Genomic DNA, 16,002 nt, shown 5'->3' on the forward strand with positions numbered 1-16,002 from the left:
TCCCACCACGCCCCGATAGCTCAGCCGGATAGAGCGTCCCCCTCCTAAGGGGAAGGCCGCTGGTTCGAATCCAGCTCGGGGCGCTGGCGCTGGGAATGCCAGCCGCGCAAGCGCGAAGCTCGTAATCAGGCTTCCATCGGCCAGAGCCTGAGCCCGCCGACCCTGCGTGGGCGGGGATCGTGCGGCGATTACGTCCCGGGCTACCGCGGCGCTGCATGGCGGCGAGCCGGTCTCGTCGGACGGGTAGGCGGGGGCCGAGGCAGCCGGTCACCTTGACGTGGAATATCCCCGTCAACGCACCCGGGCGCGTTACGAACCTGGGCAGGCACTCAGCGGCGCAAGATGTTGACGGTCGTAGGCGCATTTGGTTTTGTCCTCGCCAGTCCCCCGCGCTGTGCCTCAGGTGATGATGAAGTCCGTGATCAGTGCCGAGGTTGTCGTTGGGTCGTCGAGCTGCGGGCAGTGGCCGATGGAGTCGAGGACGATCCAGTCGGCGTGGGGCAGCCAGTCGGTGCGGTAACGCGCGGCGGCTGAGGGCCAGGGCAGGAGGCGGTCGGAGGTACCCCAGACGATGCGGACCGGGCAGTCGATGGCGCCGGCGTCGAGGGTGTAGCCCTCGCGAGCCGCGAAGGTGACGAGGTCGTCGAGGGCGGTGCAGGCGATGACGCCGCGGAGCTGGTGGGCGAGCAGCCTCGGCGAGATGTGCTGGTAGTTGACGGTCGTGAAGGTGGTGGCGTTGCGGCGTCCGCGGTCGGTGGACATGATCGCGTCGGCGTTCGCGACGGCGGGGCGCAGGCCGTCGCGCACTGTGATGAAGTGCTGCAACGTGTCCTTGTAGCTGTCCTCGCCGCGGGCCCAGCCGCCGGCGGGGGCGAGGGCGGTCACGCTCCTGGCCCGACCGCGGGCGGCGAGCTGGAGCGCCACGAAGCCGCCGAGCGAGTTGCCGACCAGGTGCGCGGTTTCCCACCCGGCCTCGTCGATGGCGCGCTCCACCGCGTCCGGCAGTGTGTCCGCGGTTACCGCGTCGGTGATCCGTGGGCCGCCCGCGTGGCCCGCCAGCGTCGGCGCCAGGACGTCGAAGCGCCGCTCCAGCGACGGCAGCACCAGCTCCCACGTCCGCCACGTGTCGGTGAACCCGTGCAGCAACACAAGCGGCTCGCCGTTGCCGCCGCGGTAGGCCTCTGAGAACACGTCCACCGACACGCCGCGTCGATCGTACGCTCCGCACGTGCCGACGATCGAGATCTGGGACACGCCGTACGAGGTCGAGCTCGCCGACCTCTTGGACCTGATCGGCCTTACCGAGGATCTGCGGTGGACGATCCTGGAGATGTGGGCGACAGCGTCGGACGAGGACGCGGACATCAGCCACCTCGAGGAGGCCGAGCACCTGCCGACGGGCCTGGTCATGACCGGCGCGGAGCTGCGGGCGCTCGCCGGCGAGCTGCTTCAGGTCATCGACGGGATCGTCGTGGGCTACCTCGATCACCCACCGGACCGCACGGTCGCGGATCTGCGCGATGTCGCCGAGGTCGTCATCAAGGCCATCGACAGCACGTACTGGCTCGTGCACACCCGTGACGCCGCGGTCGTCGACCGGGTTCGCCGCGCCTACGAGGACGTGCGCGAGGTGGGACCAGAGACGCCGATCGCGCCCGACCTCGAAGCTCGCTGAGCGCGGCGCGGTTGCTCGCGGCGGCAACGTCGCGTGGCGGCAGCTGCCCGGCGTGGCAAGGTCAGCGCCCACGTCCATCCGGCAGGCCAAGGCCATGGCCTATGTGTTGGATCGAGGAGGGGTATCCCATGAGCGCGGCCCGGTTGGCTGACAGCCATGAGCACGATCGCCGAGCCCGGGGGCATCGCCGCCCGGCGCCGCCGGTCAGTTCGAGGGCAACTACGCGTCGGCCTTCTACCCGTTGACCGACAAGTACGTCGGCGGCGGCCTCACGACCGCCCTGGAGATCTTGATCATCACGAGCTCCTTCGCCTGCGCGATGGCCTTCTTCGTCGGTCACCCACAGCTCGGGGACCTCGCGCCACTGGCGCTCCATCAGGTCGTCGACGATGACATCCAGTCGGCGCCGCACCCGCTCGGCCAGCAGGGTCGCGCCCTCGGGCTCGCGCATGGAGAGACCAGCGTGCCAGGCCGCTGACCGCCTCCCCACGGACCGCGTGCGGTGAAGCGATTGGACCACCCGTCCCGAATCGGACGCGCAAGCGCTCTGTCACGCCGACCTAAACCGACGTCTAGGGCCCAACAAGCCGTCTCCAAACTGGCACACCATTCGGGTCAAGACTTGTCCAAAGTGGAGTCGTTTGGCTCTACAGCTTGCGTGAAGCTCAGATTGTGTGTGGTCAAGTCACCTGACATATCCCCCCTGAGAGGAGTAGCCTGCGCGCGGCTTGCCCCGGGGTTCCTCCCATTGAGGAGGTGCAGGGACTCCGATTCTGGGAATGGGGTGAGCACTCAAACGGCTTTCTGGGAGAGGGACCCATCAAGCAGCACGAGATCACGGCGGGGGCCGGAGCGTGAGCACCGGTGCCTCTGAGACGCTCCTCGAGGGCGGCGGCGTAGACCTGGCGGACGAGTCCGCTGCGGAGATTGCTGCTCGCTCGCCCCTCGAGTTGTTCTGGCGCCGCCTGCGCCGGGACAAGGTCGCGCTGACCGCGCTGACGATCGTCGGCATCATGATCTTCATCGGGATCTTCGCGCCGCTGATCGTGAAGATCTTCGGACTGCCGAACCCGAACACGCAGAACGACGACCTGCTCGACGACTTCGGCTCGCCCACCGGTCCGAGCGGCGCGCACCCGTTCGGCGTCGACGAGCGCGGCCGCGACGTCCTGTCGCGCGTGCTCTACGGCTCCCGCGTCTCGCTCGAAGCCGCGTTGATCTCCGCAGTGCTGATCGTCGTGATCGGAGTGACCGCCGGATTGGTCACCGGCTACTTCCGCGGCCGCGTCGACACGTTCGTCAGCCGCGTGATGGACCTCTTCCTCGCGTTCCCGGTGCTCGTCCTGGCCGTCGGCCTCGGCGTCGCCTGCGCCGACGGCTGCCTCGGCGGCGTCATCCAGCCGGGCCTGCCGGTCGTGATCTTCGTCATCACGCTGACGACCTGGCCCTACATGGCGCGCATCGTCCGCGGCCAGGTCCTGTCCTTGCGTGAGCGCGAGTTCGTGGAGGCGTCCCGATCGCTGGGCGCCTCCGACCGCCGCATCATCTTCCGGGAGATCCTCCCGAACCTGGTGGCGCCGATCATCGTCTACGCCACCGTCTTGATCCCGCAGAACATCATCTACGAGGCGTCGCTCTCCTTCCTGGGCGTCGGGGTCGATCCCGACAAGCCGAGCTGGGGCGCGATGATCTCGGATGCCACCTCGATCTTCCAGGATGCCTGGTGGTTCATGGTGTTCCCAGGCCTTGCCCTCCTGATCACGGTCCTCGCCTTCAACATCGTCGGCGACGGCCTTCAGGATGCTCTCAACCCGCGGACGTCCAAGTAGGTGCACGTGCGCCGCGGTTCATCGCTAGAGCCGGTCGTTGAGGACGACCGGCCGACACATCAGAAAGGACCGCACATGCATCGGAGCCATCTCCGATTCCTGGTGGTGAGCATGCTGGCCGTGCTCGCCCTGGTCGTAGCCGCCTGTGGTGGCGACGACAACGACTCGAGCTCGTCTTCGGGCGGATCGTCCACGACGGCCAAGAAGTCGGCCTCGGCTGACGCCGGGACCGACAACACGAAGGCCGCCGAGGTCGAAGGCAAGAAGGGCGGCACGATTACGATGCTGGCCGGCTCCGACGTCGACTTCCTCGACCCGGGCCGCTCGTACTTCACGCAGGGCTACATGGTCATCTACCCGACCCAGCGCACCCTGTACTCGTTCAAGCCGCAGGACTCGGCCAAGCCGGTGCCGGACCTCGCCGAGGCCGACCCGGAGATCTCGGACGACAACAAGACCATCACGGTCAAGATCCGCAAGGGCGTGAAGTTCTCGCCGCCGGTCGACCGCGAGGTCACCTCCAAGGACGTCAAGTACTCCTTCGAGCGCTTCTTCTCGGAGAACGTCGGCGGCCAGTACGCCTCGTACTTCTCGTCGATCGAGGGCGCGCCCGCGACGCCGACCAAGGGCGTCAAGCCGATCTCCGGCATCGAGACGCCGGACGACAACACGATCGTCTTCCACCTCAAGGAGGCCGCCGCCGTTCCGGTCGCCGCCGCCTTGGTGATGCCGATCACGGCCCCCGTGCCCGAGGACTACGCCAAGAAGTTCGACGCCAAGAACCCGTCGACCTACAACACGCACCTCGTCGCGACCGGTCCGTACATGGTCAAGAACGACGCCAGCGGCAACGCGGTCGGCTACAAGGCCGGCAAGTCCATCGCGCTGGTCCGCAACCCGAACTGGGACGCCTCGACGGACTACCGCCCGGCGTACCTGGACGCGGTCAACATCCGCACGAACGCCTCGGACGCGAACGTCGCGTCCAAGCAGGTCCTCGACGGGCAGTCGATGATGTTCGACGCCAACCCGCCGGCGAACATCGTCAAGGACCTCGCGACGAAGATCAAGGACCAGTACACCCAGATCCCGTCGGGCGGTTACCGCTACTTCCCGATCAACACGACGATCAAGCCGTTCGACAACGTCGACGTGCGTCGTGCGGTGCTGGCGGCCTTCGACCGCAACGCGGCCCGTCTGGCGCGTGGTGGCAAGTTCACCGCCGACCTGCCGACCCACTTCCTGCCGCCGGACTTCCCCGGCTTCGAGCAGGCGGGCGGCTACGAGGGTCCCGGCTATGACTTCCTCTCGACCAAGAACGAGAAGGGCGACATGGCCATCGCCGCCAACTACATGAAGAAGGCCGGCTACCCCTCGGGCAAGTACACCGGGAACGAGGAGTTCCTGATGGTGTCGGCGAACGTCGACCCCAACAAGGCCCAGTCCGAGGTCGCCAAGGCGCAGTTCGAGAAGCTCGGCTTCAAGATCCGTCTGCGCCTCGTGCCGCAGGACTCGGTCTACAACGACTGGTGCCAGGTCCCGAAGAAGAAGGTTGCCGTCTGTGGCGGCGCCGGCTGGTTCAAGGACTTCGCCGATCCCCAGTCGATGCTGGAGCCGGTCTTCGCGGGCTACACGATCCCGAAGTCGGGCCTGAACAACAACATGGCGCAGCTGCGTGACGACAAGGTCGACGCGGCGATGAAGAAGGCGGCGCTCCTGGACGGCGACGAGCGCCTCCAGGCGTGGGCGGACATCGACAAGATGATCACCAACGACGCGCCTGCGATCCCGTTCGTCTGGGACAAGACGACGCTGATCCGCTCCAAGAACGTCAACGGCGTGGCCAACGGGTACTACACCGCTTGGGACTTCGCCTGGACGTCGCTCAAGTAGGCATCACCCTGGTGTCTCCCGGCCGCGCGTTTAGGGCGCGCGGCCGGGGGCATCTCCTCTTCCCGACCGACCTATGGCCGCGTACATCCTCCGCCGACTCCTCTGGACCGTCCTGCTCCTGCTGGTGATCACGGCGGTCACCTTCCTGATCTTCTACGTCCTGCCCTCGGGCGACCCCGCCGCCAGGCGCGCGGGCCGTGCGCCGAGCCCCGAGACGATCGCCGCGATCCGGCACTCGCTCGGGTTGGACAAGTCCTTGCCCGCGCAGTACTGGGAGTACATCAAGAAGCTCGTGCTCCACTTCGACTTCGGGCAGTCCTACGTCAACGACCAGCCGGTCAAGACGCTGATGTTCGACCGCCTGCCGAACACGATCTTCCTGGTCTCCGGCGCGGCCGTCATCTGGTTCGTCGCGGGCGTCACGATCGGCATCGTCTCCGCCGTCTCCCGCGGCTCGTTCTGGGACCGCTTCCTGATGGGCGGCGCGCTGGTCGCGATCTCCGCGCCGGTCTACTGGCTCGGCCTGGTCTGCCTGTACCTCTTCTCCGACGACATCGGCCGCTGGAAGATCTTCCCCGGCGCCGGGTCCTACCAAGACGCGCACGGGTTCTTCAACAAGGCCTGGACCCTGGTCCTGCCGTGGTGCGTGCTGGCCGCCGCGTTCTCCGCGATCTACGCGCGGCTGCTGCGCTCCAACCTGCTGGAGACGATGAGCGAGGACTACATCCGCACCGCGCGGGCCAAGGGCCTGCCGGAGAAGCGGGTGATCTTCCGCCACGGCGTGCGATCGGCGATCACGCCGGTCATCACGGTGCTCGGCCTCGACATCGGCATCCTCATGGGCGGCGCGATCCTGACCGAGACGGTGTTCAACATCGACGGCATCGGGCGCCTGTCCTACGACGCGATCCAGCGCGGCGACCTCTCCACGGTCCAGGGCACGACGCTCGTGCTCGCGCTCGCCGTGGCGCTGTCGAGCCTCCTCGTCGACATCATGTACGCCTTCCTCGACCCGCGCGTGCGCTACTAGGCTGGAATCCGAGATGGCCGAACCGCTTCTGCAGGTCGAGGACCTGCGCGTCCACTTCGAGACCGAGGATGGCCTGGTCAAGGCCGTCGACGGCGTCTCCTACACCGTCGACGCCGGCCAGGCGCTGGGCATCGTCGGCGAGTCCGGCTCGGGCAAGTCGGTCTCTTCGATGACGGTGATGGGCCTGACGCGCGCGTCCAACGCGCGTATCAGCGGCCGCATCATCTTCGACGGCAAGGACCTGCTCGCCGCCAGCGACGAGGAGATGCGCGCGATCCGCGGCGGCCAGATCGCGATGATCTTCCAGGATCCGCTGTCCTCGTTGCACCCCTTCTACAAGATCGGCGATCAGCTGATCGAGGCCCGTCGCGTCCACCACCGCGAGGAGTCCAAGGCCCAGGCCCGCGACCGCGCGATCGAGATGCTCAGCCTCGTCGGCATCCCGGACCCGCGCAGCCGCATCGACAGCTACCCGCACGAGTTCTCCGGCGGCATGCGCCAGCGCGTGATGACCGCGATGGCGCTGATCAACGACCCCAAGCTGCTGATCGCCGACGAGCCGACGACCGCGTTGGACGTGACGGTCCAGGCGCAGATCCTCGACCTCATCATGAAGCTCCAGCACGAGCTCGACACCGCGGTGGTGATGATCACGCACGACCTCGGCGTCGTCGCCGAGGTCGCCGAGGAGATCGCGGTCATGTACGCGGGCCGGGTCGTCGAGAAGGGCCTGGCCGACACGATCTTCGCCGAGCCCGAGCATCCCTACACCTGGGGCCTGCTGAACTCGATCCCGCGTCTGGACACGCCGCGCGACCAGGAGCTCGTCCCGATTCCGGGCCGCCCGCCGTCGCTGATCACGCGCCCGCCCGGGTGCTCGTTCGCGCCGCGCTGCCCGTACGTGCGCGAGTCGCACAAGCGGATCGACCCCGTCCTCGCCGAAGCCGAGGGCCCTGGTCACCTCGTCGCCTGTCTGCTGCCCAAGCCGACCCGGCGTGCGCTGTGGGCCAAGCTGCGCGATGGCGCCCAGCCCGAAGAGGCCAAGCAGGCGGTCGGCCTCCCCGAGACGCTGTCCGCGTCGGCCCCTGAGGGCCAGGAGGTGAAGGCGTGAGCGCCACGCCCGACACGCTGCTGCAGGTCCGCGGCCTGTACAAGCACTTCCCGATCCGTGCGGGCCTGCTCCAGCGGCAGGTCGGTGCGGTCAAGGCCGTCGACGGCGTCGACTTCGACGTCTACCGCGGCGAGACGCTCGGCCTGGTCGGCGAGTCCGGCTGCGGCAAGTCGACCACGGCGCGGTTGGTGACGCGCCTGCTGGACCCGACCGCCGGGACGATCTCCTGGGAAGGCAATGACATCGCCAACCTCTCGCGCTCGCAGCTGAAGCCGCTGCGCCGCGAGATGCAGATGATCTTCCAGGACCCGTACTCGTCGCTGAACCCGCGCAAGACGGTCGGCACGATCATCGGCGAGCCGTTCATCATCCACGGCGAGGAGCCCGACGAGGGCCGGCGCAAGAAGCGCGTCCAGGAGCTGATGGAGCAGGTCGGGCTCAACCCCGAGCACTACAACCGCCTGCCGCACCAGTTCTCCGGCGGCCAGCGCCAGCGCATCGGCGTGGCGCGCGCGATCGCGCTGAAGCCGAAGCTGATCGTCGCCGACGAGCCGGTCTCGGCGCTGGACGTCTCGATCCAGGCCCAGATCCTGAACCTGCTGCGCGACCTGCAGCGCGAGCTCGGGCTCACCATCATCTTCATCGCCCACGACCTCTCCGTCGTGCGTCACACCTGCGACCGCGTCGCGGTGATGTACCTCGGCCGGATTGTCGAGATGGCGCCGTCGGATCTGCTCTACGGCCACCCGCGCCACCCCTACACGGGCGCGCTGCTGAGCGCGGTACCGGTGCCGGATCCGCGGCTGGCGCGCAACAAGGCACGGCAGGTGCTGACCGGAGACGTGCCGTCGCCGACCAACCCGCCGAACGCCTGCCGCTTCCACACGCGCTGCCCGAAGTTCGTGGAGGGCACCTGCAACGTGATCGACCCGCCGTTGGAGCCCAAGGAGGGCGGCAACGTCGCCGCCTGCCACTTCCCGCTCAGCGACGAGGAGATCGCCAGCCGCGTCCCGACCGCGGCGGCGTAGATGTACGACAACGCGGTCGAGCTGACGGAGTCGGCTCACACCGCCGAGCAGGCGGCGGCCGCGCTCGGCGTCGAGGTGGGGGCGATCGTCAAGTCCTTGGTCTTCCTGCGCGGCGACGTCCCGGTGATGGTGTTGTGCAGCGGCGCCAATCAGGTCGACGCCGACGCGCTGGGCCTGGAGCGGGCCAGCGCGAAGGTCGTGCGCGAGGCGACGGGGCAGCCGATCGGCGGCGTCGCGCCCTACGGGCACCCGGCGCCGCTGGAGACGCTGGTCGACGAGGACCTCATGACCTACGACGAGGTCTGGTCCGGTGCGGGCCACCCGTCGAAGGTCTTCCCGCTGGCGCCGGTCGAGCTGCTGCGGCGCACGGGCGGGACGCCGGCGCGCGTCCGCGTCCGCGCCTCGGAGTAGTCCTACACCTCGACGTTGGAGCCCATGACGATCGTGCGGTCGTCGGGCAGCCCGAAGTAGGCCACCGGGTTGGACACGTTGCGCGACATCGCGATGAAGAGCTTCTTGCGCCAGATGGCCATACCGGGCGCGTGGGTCAGCACGATCGACATCCGCGAGATGAAGTAGCTGGCGTCTGAGACGTCGATGTCGCCTTCGAGGCGCTTGGCCGCGCGGCGCAACGTGCGCGGGATGTCGACGTCGTCCTGGAAGCCGACCGACATCGTCAGGTGGACGATGCCGTCGTCGGCGTAGCCGAGGTCGTCGATCGTGACGCGCTGGGTCTCGCGGACGTGCGGCACGCGCTGGACGACGACCGAGACGATCACGAGGTTGGTGTGCAGCACGTTGTTGTGCTCGAAGTTCGCGCGCAGCGCCAGCGGCGTGGTGTCGCGGGTGGCGTTCAGGAAGACCGCGGTGCGCGGCGGCCGGTAGGCGGGCGGGTCGGTCGCGTGGACCTCGTCGACGAACGCGCGCAGCGGGCCCTCGAGCTTGGTGCGGTTGCGCGTGACGATCTCCCGGCCACGCTGCCAGGTCGTCAGGACGCCGAAGATCACCAGCGCGATCAGCAGCGGGAACCAGCCGCCGTGGACGACCTTTGGCAGGTTGGCCGCGAAGTAGGTCAGGTCGACCAGCAGGAACAGCGCGCAGCCGGTCGCCGCGACGCGCAGCGAGCGGCCGAAGACGACGTGCACCACGACGAAGAACAGGATCGTGTCGATCGCCAGCGTGCCGGTCACCGCGATCCCGTAGGCCGCGGCGAGGTGCTGCGAGCTCTGGAAGCCGAGGACGAGCGCGACGACTGCGACGAAGATCCCCCAGTTGATCGCCGGCACGTAGACCTGGCCGACCTCGTGGCGCGACGTGTGGCGGATCGTCAGGCGCGGGAGGAAGCCGAGCTGCACGGCCTGGCGGGTGACGCTGAAGGCGCCGGAGATCACGGCTTGGGAGGCGATCACGGTGGCGAAGGTGGCGAGGATCACGACCGGGATCCGCGACCACTCGGGCACCATCAGGAAGAACGGGCTCTCGATCGCCGAGCGGTCGTGCAGGATCAGCGCGCCCTGGCCCATGTACTGCAACAAGAGGGCCGGGAAGACGAGCGCGAACCAGGCGCGGCGGATCGGCGCGCGGCCGAAGTGCCCCATGTCGGCGTAGAGCGCCTCGGCGCCGGTGACGGTCAGCACGACGCTGCCCAGCGCGATGAACGCGGTGCCGCCATGCTCGCCGAGGAAGTCGATCGCGTAGTAGGGCGACAGCGCGCGCAGGATCCCGGGGTGCTGGATGGTCTCCACGGCGCCGGTGACCGCGAGGAGGCTGAACCACACCGCCATCACCGGGCCGAACGCGCGGCCGACCGTGCCGGTGCCGAAGCGCTGGATCGCGAACAGGCCGGTGAGGATCGCCAGCGTGATCGGGACGACCCACTCCTCGAAGGACGGTGAGACGACCTCCATGCCCTCGACAGCGGAGAGGACCGAGATCGCGGGCGTGATCATCCCGTCGCCGTAGAACAGCGCTGCGCCGAAGACGCCGAGCAGGATCAGCACGTGCTTGCGCTTGCCCTGGCCCATCGTCACCGCTTGGACCTTGGCGATCAGCGCGACGATGCCGCCCTCGCCGTCGTTGTCGGCCCGCATGATCAAGATCACGTACTTGATCGAGACGATGATGGTGATGGTCCAGAAGACCAAGGAAATGACGCCGTAGACGGTCGTCGGCGTGGGCTGGACCGCGTGGTGGTCGGCGGCGAAGACCGTCTGCAGCGCGTAGAGCGGGGAGGTGCCGATGTCGCCGAAGACGACGCCGAGCGCGCCGAGGGTCAGCGCCGCGGCGCCGCCGGCGTGGACGGCGTGCGAGTGGCCGCCGGCCGGCCCGGAGTCAGTCGAGGAAGGTGAGGACATCGTCCAGCGGCGCGCGCTCGGGGACGCGCGGCTCCTGGCGCGGCGGGCCGAGGTGCAGCAGGGCGATGCAGCGCTCGGTCTCCGGGATCGACAGCGCGGCGCGGCCGGCGGCATCGCGCAGGATCGCGGGCGTGCGCCAGTAAGCGGCCAGGCCGCGCGCGTGGGCGCCGAGCAGGATCGCGTAGGCGGCGGCGCCGGCGGCGAGCAGGTCCTCCTCGTCGATCACGGGGTCGCCGGGCGTGGTGACGTAGGAGACCGCGACGAGCGTGGGGGCGCGGTCGAGCTTGGAGGCGCCCTCTTCGCCGACGGCCTCCTTGAGGCGCTGGAGCGCGTCCGGCCCGACGACGCGAAAGCGCCACGGGTTGGTCAGGTGGTGGTTGGGCGCCCAGCGGCCGAGGTCGAGCAGCTCGGTCAGCGTGCCGCGGTCGACGGGCTCCGACCCGTAGGCCTTGTGCGTGCGCCGCGTGCGGATCGCCTCTTCGAGGTCCACGGCTACTCGTCGTCCTCGCCGTCGTCGCTGTAGAGCGACTCGCGCGCCAGCTCGTTGCCGCCGCCGGTGAACACCGCGATGTCCAGCGTGTCGCCGCGGTAGTCGTCCGGAGCCAGCAGCGTGAAGCGGTTCTCGACCAACACGCACTGGTCGACGGTCAGCCCCGCCAGCTCGGCGCTGGCGATCGCAGCCCGATCGACCACCGGCGTGCCCCACACCAGCGTCATCGCGGCGACGTTGCCCTGCTCACCGCGCCACCCACCGACGACCTCGTCGCAGACGTCGATCTTCCAGTCCGGGTTGTTCTCGGCCGTCTCCTCGGTCCAGTCGGCGGTCGCCGCAAAATGATCCGGCTCCTGCCCCTCCTCGACGGCCGGCGCGAACGACACCACGCCGTACAGCTCCAGGCCGGTGGACGTCCGACACGTCGCCGGCACGTAGGTCCGCCCACCCCACGTACGGTCCGGGTACCAGACAACATCTCCGGGCTCCCCGACCTCATCCTCGATCGTCAGGCACGCAGCCAGGAACTCCTCCCGGAGGCGATCCGCCCAGCGGCCGTACGGCAGCAGCTCCTGCGGCGGCTCGGCGGCAAAGCGGGGGACGAACCTCTCTTCCGGCGGCATGGCTCGGACCTTACGGGCTCTTGGCTCTTGGTGGCGCGGCGTGGGCGTTGGTGGATCGGCGAGGCCGACGACACCGTCTTCATCGTCGGCCGCTCGCGCTCAGGTTGCCGGAGCGCCGGCGCTCGCTGTTGCTCGGGCTGCCGCCGTGCTGCGGGCGTCGGTGGCAACGCAGGACGCGCTTTGTCGCGGCCGCCGCTGAAGAGATGTCGCGTCCTCGCCTAGCCGACAGCGTCGGCAGCGCGCTGCGGTAGCTCACGCCGAGGGAGGTCGCTGTTCCGTGTCTCCGTCGGCGAGCGCAGTCCGGAGCGCGGCGTTCGGTGCTCCGGCGGTGGCAGCGCCCGCCACGCTCCTCGAAGCACCCGGCGCGGGCGCCTCGGTGGCGCGAGCGCGAGGCGGAGCGAGACGAGCGGATGGCACGGAACGGCGACCGGCCAACCACGCCGGAAGGCTCGTGCCACCAAGACCTACAGCTCGAGCATCAGCGTCACTGGCCCGTCGTTGACCAGCTCGACGGACATGTGCGCTCCGAAGACGCCGCCTTGGGCGTCCAGGCGGGTGCGGAAGCGCTCGTACAACGGCTCGGCGTGGTCGGGGCGGGAGGCGGTGATGAAGGAGGGGCGGTTGCCGCGGCGAGTGTCGCCGTAGAGGGTGAATTGGGAGACGACGAGGATGGCGCGGTCGCCGAGGGGGTCGTTCATCTTGCCGTCGGCGTCTTCGAAGATGCGCAGGGCCTTGACCTTGTCGGCGAGGCGGTCGGCGATCTCGTCGGTGTCGTCGTGGGTGATGCCGAGGAGGATGAGGAGGCCGGGGCCGATGGCGCTGATCTGCTCGCCGTCGACGGTTACGGAGGCGCGGGAGACGCGCTGAATGAGGGCTCGCATCGTTGTCCTTGCCTATATGAACGGGGAGGCCGCCAGCGCGATCGCCAGCGCGAAGATCGAGGTCCAGACGATGCCGGAGGAGGACAGGCGCAGGTCGGTTCCGTAGAGGTGGCCGACGATCAGCGCGTTGATCCCGGAGGGCATCGCGGCCTGCAGCAGGTAGGCGTCGGGGATGTCGGTCAGCGGCAGCGCCAGCAGGAGCAGTAGGGCGGGGGCGACCGCGAGGCGCAGCGCGATCGCCACGCCGACGGGCGCGGTCAGCGGCGGTGGGAAGCCGAAGACGCCGTCCTCGCGCTCGGCCATCAGGTTGACGCCGAGGATGAAGAAGCCCAGCGGCAGCACGGCGTAGGCGGCCATGAAGCGCGCCACGTCGACGATCGCCTCAGGCGCCAGCGCGTTCGGCACGACGAGCGCGGCGATGATCGCCCACAGCACCGGGTTGCGCGTCAGGAACGCGCGCAGCCGCTGGCGCGGCGTGTCGCCCGCCTCGGTCCCGTAGGCCGCGCCGACGCCGAAGCCCGCCACGTACAACATCAACTGGCTGACGATCGAGTCCCAAGCGATCGCGGGGGCGAGCGCGTCGTGGCCCAGGAGCGCGGCGACGACCGGGACGCCGAAGTACCCCGTGTTGCCCAAGATCACCAACAAGATCAGCGAGCCGACAGACGGCCGTGGCAGCTTGAGGACCTTGGTCCCGACCACGGCGGCGATCAGGCCGACGATCGACAGCTCCACGAAACCGAGCGCCAGGCCGATCCCGACGCCGCCGCCGAAGTGCAGCCGCGCGACGACGAAGAACACGATGAACGGCAGCAGCGCCCAGACCATGAAGTCGATCACCGCTCGCGAGAAGCGCTGCGCGGCCGCGCCGAAGCGGTGCTCGGCGGTCGCGCCGATCGCGGTTGCCGCGACGATCGCGAGGACGACGAGGATCACGGAATGACGTCGCGCAGCTGCGCCGCAGCGTCTTCGGGCGAGACGATGTTCATGCCGACGCCGAGCCCGAGCTCCAGGCCGGCGAGGTGGGTCAGTCGGGGCGTGATGTCGATCCGCCAGCAGAACGACTCGGCGCCGGCGGGCGCGGTCCGGACCCAGAGGTTGAGCGGCGGCTGGAAGCCCAAGAGGTTCTTGTAGGCGTTGAGCGCGCGGTGCAGCAGCTGCGCTCCGAGCGGGCCGTCGTCGTCAAAGCGCTGCCGCGGCCGCCGGGGCGCCAGCATCAGCTGGTAGGGCAGCCGCGCTGCGTAGGGCGAGAGCAGGATCGCCTCGTCGTCGATCGCGACCATGCGGGCGCGCTGGCGGACCTCCTCGGCGACGAGGTCCTGGAGCAGGTTGCCGCCCATCGTGCGCGTCGCGTGGGCGGTGAAGCGCTCGCGCTCGCGCGCGACCTGCGCGGGGACGAAGTCCAAGGCGTACACCTGCGCGTGGGTGTGCGGCAGGGAGGCGCCGCCTTCGGCGCGCTCGTTGACGATCACGTGGACGTAGGCGGCGCCGCCGTCGTGATGCACACGCGACCGCGCGCGCCAGACCTCCATCGCGCGGGTTACCTGCTCGGGCGCGAGCTGCGCGAGCGACGTCACGGCGTCTGGCGCGTTGACGACCACCTCGTGCGCGCCGCGCGCGGCGGTGGCGGTGAAGAGGTCGGGGACGTGCGAGCGCTCGGGGTCGACGGCGTCCTCGTCGGCGTCCAGCGCCGGGTAGAGGTTCGGGACGACGCGCACGCGCCAGGCGCCGCCGTCCTCGTCGCGGTCCGCGAAGACCTCGGGCGGCGTGCGGTCCTCGTGGCCGGGGGCGAAGGGATCGGCGTCCGGGTCGATCGGCGGCGCGTCGGCCGCGGCGATCGGCCAGCCGCCGGGGCGCGCCGCGCGGCCGGAGGCGACGATGACCTTCAGGCCGGTCAGCGGGTCGACGCGGACCTCAGACAAGCGCCTTCACCATCGTGCGGTGCGGGATGCCGCTGCCGTCGTCGAAGTCCTCACCCTCAGCGGTATAGCCGCTGCGCTCGTAGAGCGGCATCGCGCTCACCTGGGCGTCGAGGACCATCCGCCGCGCGCCGGCGGCGCGGGCGCGCTCCTCGCAGGCCTCGATCATCCGCGAGGCCAGGCCGCGGCGGCGGGCCTGCGGCAGCACTGCCAGCCGGCCCAGGCGCGCGGTGCCGTCGGCCCGTCCGTCGTCCACGAACACGCGGCAGGTCGCGATCGGCGTGCCGGCGGCGTCGTCCTCCACCACCAGCAGGTGCTCGGCCTCCGCGTCGCGGTCGTCGTACTCCTCGGCCTCCGCGATCCCCTGCTCCTGCACGAACACCGCGCGCCGGATGTCCATCGCGGCGCGCACGTCCTCCGGCGACGTCGCGGTCCGGATCCCGGCGCTGCTCACGACGTGCGCATCGCGTAGCGCCGGATGTCCTTCTCGAACGCCTCCGCGGTCGTGTACGGCCCCTGGTGGAAGTAGGCGACCTTGCCGTTGGCGTCGTAGTAGAGCGTCGTCGGGAAGCTCTGGCCGATCCCGAGCTTCTGGGCGACGCGCGCGTTGCGATCGACGTAGCTCGGATACGGGACCGGGAACTGCTTGAGGAACTTGGTCGCCTGCTCGTCGTTGTCGTTGGCGTCCAAGCCGACGAACGCGACCTGCTTGCCGAGCTTGGTCGAGGTCTCCTGCAACACGGGGAACTCGGCGCGGCAGGGCCCGCACCAGGCGGCCCACTTGTTGACCACGATCGGGTGGCCCTTGAGCGCGGCGATCTGGTCGTCGTAGCTCTTCTGCGCGTCCGGCACGAGGGTGTTGGCCTTGGCGTGCAGGGCGGCCAGCGGCGCGGGCGCGCCGGCCAATGCGCGCTGGGCGGCGGCGAGGTCGAAGGCGTTTTCCTTCGGTGCCTTGTTGTCGCCCTTCGTCTGCGTCAGCCCGACGACCACGATCGCCACCACCGCCAGCGCGCCAGCAATGATCAGCAGGCGGCGTCGGTCCATGCCCGGAAGGGTGGCAGGTTTCTGGGTGTCAGCCGTCCGATCCGGTATCCTTGCCTCACGAGGCGAGGGCAGCTGCTGTTGACAGGGAGGTTCCCTCGCTTCCCCTTACGGTCCGGCTGGTG

17 protein-coding genes and 1 tRNA gene are annotated in these 16,002 nt (G+C 69.5%); 9 read left to right on the plus strand and 9 right to left on the minus strand.

The window, feature by feature from the left end; translation table 11 throughout:
* Positions 1-9: 9 nt before the first annotated feature.
* A tRNA-Arg gene (locus tag ACT01A_RS16030) sits at positions 10-83 on the plus strand.
* Between the two features lie 316 nt (positions 84-399).
* On the opposite strand, the gene ACT01A_RS16035 is transcribed toward ACT01A_RS16030, so the two are convergent.
* Positions 400-1,203: an alpha/beta fold hydrolase gene (locus ACT01A_RS16035; RefSeq protein ID WP_445148090.1), complete on the minus strand. Its 804-nt coding sequence runs from the start codon at positions 1,201-1,203 to the stop codon at positions 400-402.
* Between the two features lie 25 nt (positions 1,204-1,228).
* Between ACT01A_RS16035 and ACT01A_RS16040 the strand changes: the two genes are divergently transcribed.
* The 8 genes from ACT01A_RS16040 (at position 1,229) to ACT01A_RS16075 (ending at position 8,977) form a co-directional block, all read left to right on the plus strand.
* On the plus strand, positions 1,229-1,675 hold the full coding sequence (locus tag ACT01A_RS16040) for a hypothetical protein (RefSeq protein WP_445148091.1): 447 nt from the start codon (positions 1,229-1,231) through the stop codon (positions 1,673-1,675).
* A gap of 241 nt (positions 1,676-1,916) precedes the next feature.
* Entirely contained in the window at positions 1,917-2,153 is a 237-nt protein-coding gene (locus tag ACT01A_RS16045) for a hypothetical protein (RefSeq protein ID WP_445148092.1), read from the plus strand.
* 376 nt (positions 2,154-2,529) lie between these two features.
* Positions 2,530-3,504, plus strand: a complete 975-nt coding sequence (locus ACT01A_RS16050) for an ABC transporter permease (RefSeq protein WP_445148093.1) — start codon at positions 2,530-2,532, stop codon at positions 3,502-3,504.
* A gap of 111 nt (positions 3,505-3,615) precedes the next feature.
* Positions 3,616-5,397 carry an ABC transporter substrate-binding protein gene (locus ACT01A_RS16055; RefSeq protein WP_445152838.1) on the plus strand — a complete coding sequence of 594 codons (1,782 nt, stop codon included), beginning with the start codon at positions 3,616-3,618 and terminating at the stop codon, positions 5,395-5,397.
* Positions 5,398-5,470: 73 nt separating this feature from the next.
* The gene (locus ACT01A_RS16060; RefSeq protein WP_445148094.1) at positions 5,471-6,427 is read left to right on the plus strand and encodes an ABC transporter permease; all 957 of its coding nucleotides are present in this window, start codon (positions 5,471-5,473) and stop codon (positions 6,425-6,427) included.
* A gap of 13 nt (positions 6,428-6,440) precedes the next feature.
* Positions 6,441-7,538, plus strand: coding sequence for an ABC transporter ATP-binding protein (locus ACT01A_RS16065; protein ID WP_445148095.1), 1,098 nt, complete (start codon positions 6,441-6,443; stop codon positions 7,536-7,538).
* Positions 7,535-8,566 (plus strand): ABC transporter ATP-binding protein, encoded by a 1,032-nt coding sequence (locus ACT01A_RS16070; protein WP_445148096.1) that lies wholly within the window; start codon positions 7,535-7,537, stop codon positions 8,564-8,566. The genes ACT01A_RS16065 and ACT01A_RS16070 overlap by 4 nt, the downstream gene beginning before the upstream one ends.
* On the plus strand, positions 8,567-8,977 hold the full coding sequence (locus tag ACT01A_RS16075; protein WP_445148097.1) for a YbaK/EbsC family protein: 411 nt from the start codon (positions 8,567-8,569) through the stop codon (positions 8,975-8,977).
* A gap of 2 nt (positions 8,978-8,979) precedes the next feature.
* Here the strand turns inward: ACT01A_RS16075 and ACT01A_RS16080 are convergent, their stop codons facing one another.
* From ACT01A_RS16080 to ACT01A_RS16115, 8 genes are all read right to left on the minus strand, one after another.
* On the minus strand, positions 8,980-10,920 hold the full coding sequence (locus ACT01A_RS16080) for a potassium transporter Kup (RefSeq protein WP_445148098.1): 1,941 nt from the start codon (positions 10,918-10,920) through the stop codon (positions 8,980-8,982).
* Entirely contained in the window at positions 10,898-11,410 is a 513-nt protein-coding gene (locus ACT01A_RS16085; protein WP_445148099.1) for a nitroreductase family protein, read from the minus strand. Before ACT01A_RS16085 ends, ACT01A_RS16080 begins: the two co-directional genes overlap by 23 nt.
* A 2-nt stretch (positions 11,411-11,412) precedes the next feature.
* Positions 11,413-12,036: a hypothetical protein gene (locus ACT01A_RS16090; protein ID WP_445148100.1), complete on the minus strand. Its 624-nt coding sequence runs from the start codon at positions 12,034-12,036 to the stop codon at positions 11,413-11,415.
* Between the two features lie 464 nt (positions 12,037-12,500).
* Positions 12,501-12,917, minus strand: coding sequence for a D-aminoacyl-tRNA deacylase (gene dtd, locus ACT01A_RS16095; protein WP_445148101.1), 417 nt, complete (start codon positions 12,915-12,917; stop codon positions 12,501-12,503).
* A 12-nt stretch (positions 12,918-12,929) separates the two neighbouring features.
* Entirely contained in the window at positions 12,930-13,853 is a 924-nt protein-coding gene (locus ACT01A_RS16100) for an AEC family transporter (RefSeq protein ID WP_445148102.1), read from the minus strand.
* Positions 13,850-14,839 (minus strand): galactose-1-phosphate uridylyltransferase, encoded by a 990-nt coding sequence (locus ACT01A_RS16105; RefSeq protein WP_445148103.1) that lies wholly within the window; start codon positions 14,837-14,839, stop codon positions 13,850-13,852. The genes ACT01A_RS16100 and ACT01A_RS16105 overlap by 4 nt, the downstream gene beginning before the upstream one ends.
* Positions 14,832-15,290: a GNAT family N-acetyltransferase gene (locus tag ACT01A_RS16110; protein WP_445148104.1), complete on the minus strand. Its 459-nt coding sequence runs from the start codon at positions 15,288-15,290 to the stop codon at positions 14,832-14,834. The genes ACT01A_RS16105 and ACT01A_RS16110 overlap by 8 nt, the downstream gene beginning before the upstream one ends.
* Positions 15,287-15,880, minus strand: coding sequence for a TlpA family protein disulfide reductase (locus ACT01A_RS16115; protein ID WP_445148105.1), 594 nt, complete (start codon positions 15,878-15,880; stop codon positions 15,287-15,289). The genes ACT01A_RS16110 and ACT01A_RS16115 overlap by 4 nt, the downstream gene beginning before the upstream one ends.
* Positions 15,881-16,002: the final 122 nt, after the last annotated feature.

The organism is Baekduia sp. Peel2402, assembly GCF_052567285.1.

Coding starts and splice junctions, on each gene's coding strand:
- ACT01A_RS16055 (WP_445152838.1), top strand. CDS start 3,616: ATGCTGGCCGTGCTCGCCCTGGTCGTAGCCGCCTGTGGTGGCGACGAC.
- ACT01A_RS16065 (WP_445148095.1), top strand. CDS start 6,441: ATGGCCGAACCGCTTCTGCAGGTCGAGGACCTGCGCGTCCACTTCGAG.
- ACT01A_RS16075 (WP_445148097.1), top strand. CDS start 8,567: ATGTACGACAACGCGGTCGAGCTGACGGAGTCGGCTCACACCGCCGAG.
- dtd (WP_445148101.1), bottom strand. CDS start 12,917: ATGCGAGCCCTCATTCAGCGCGTCTCCCGCGCCTCCGTAACCGTCGAC.
- ACT01A_RS16115 (WP_445148105.1), bottom strand. CDS start 15,880: ATGGACCGACGCCGCCTGCTGATCATTGCTGGCGCGCTGGCGGTGGTG.
- ACT01A_RS16080 (WP_445148098.1), bottom strand. CDS start 10,920: ATGTCCTCACCTTCCTCGACTGACTCCGGGCCGGCCGGCGGCCACTCG.
- ACT01A_RS16060 (WP_445148094.1), top strand. CDS start 5,471: ATGGCCGCGTACATCCTCCGCCGACTCCTCTGGACCGTCCTGCTCCTG.
- ACT01A_RS16090 (WP_445148100.1), bottom strand. CDS start 12,036: ATGCCGCCGGAAGAGAGGTTCGTCCCCCGCTTTGCCGCCGAGCCGCCG.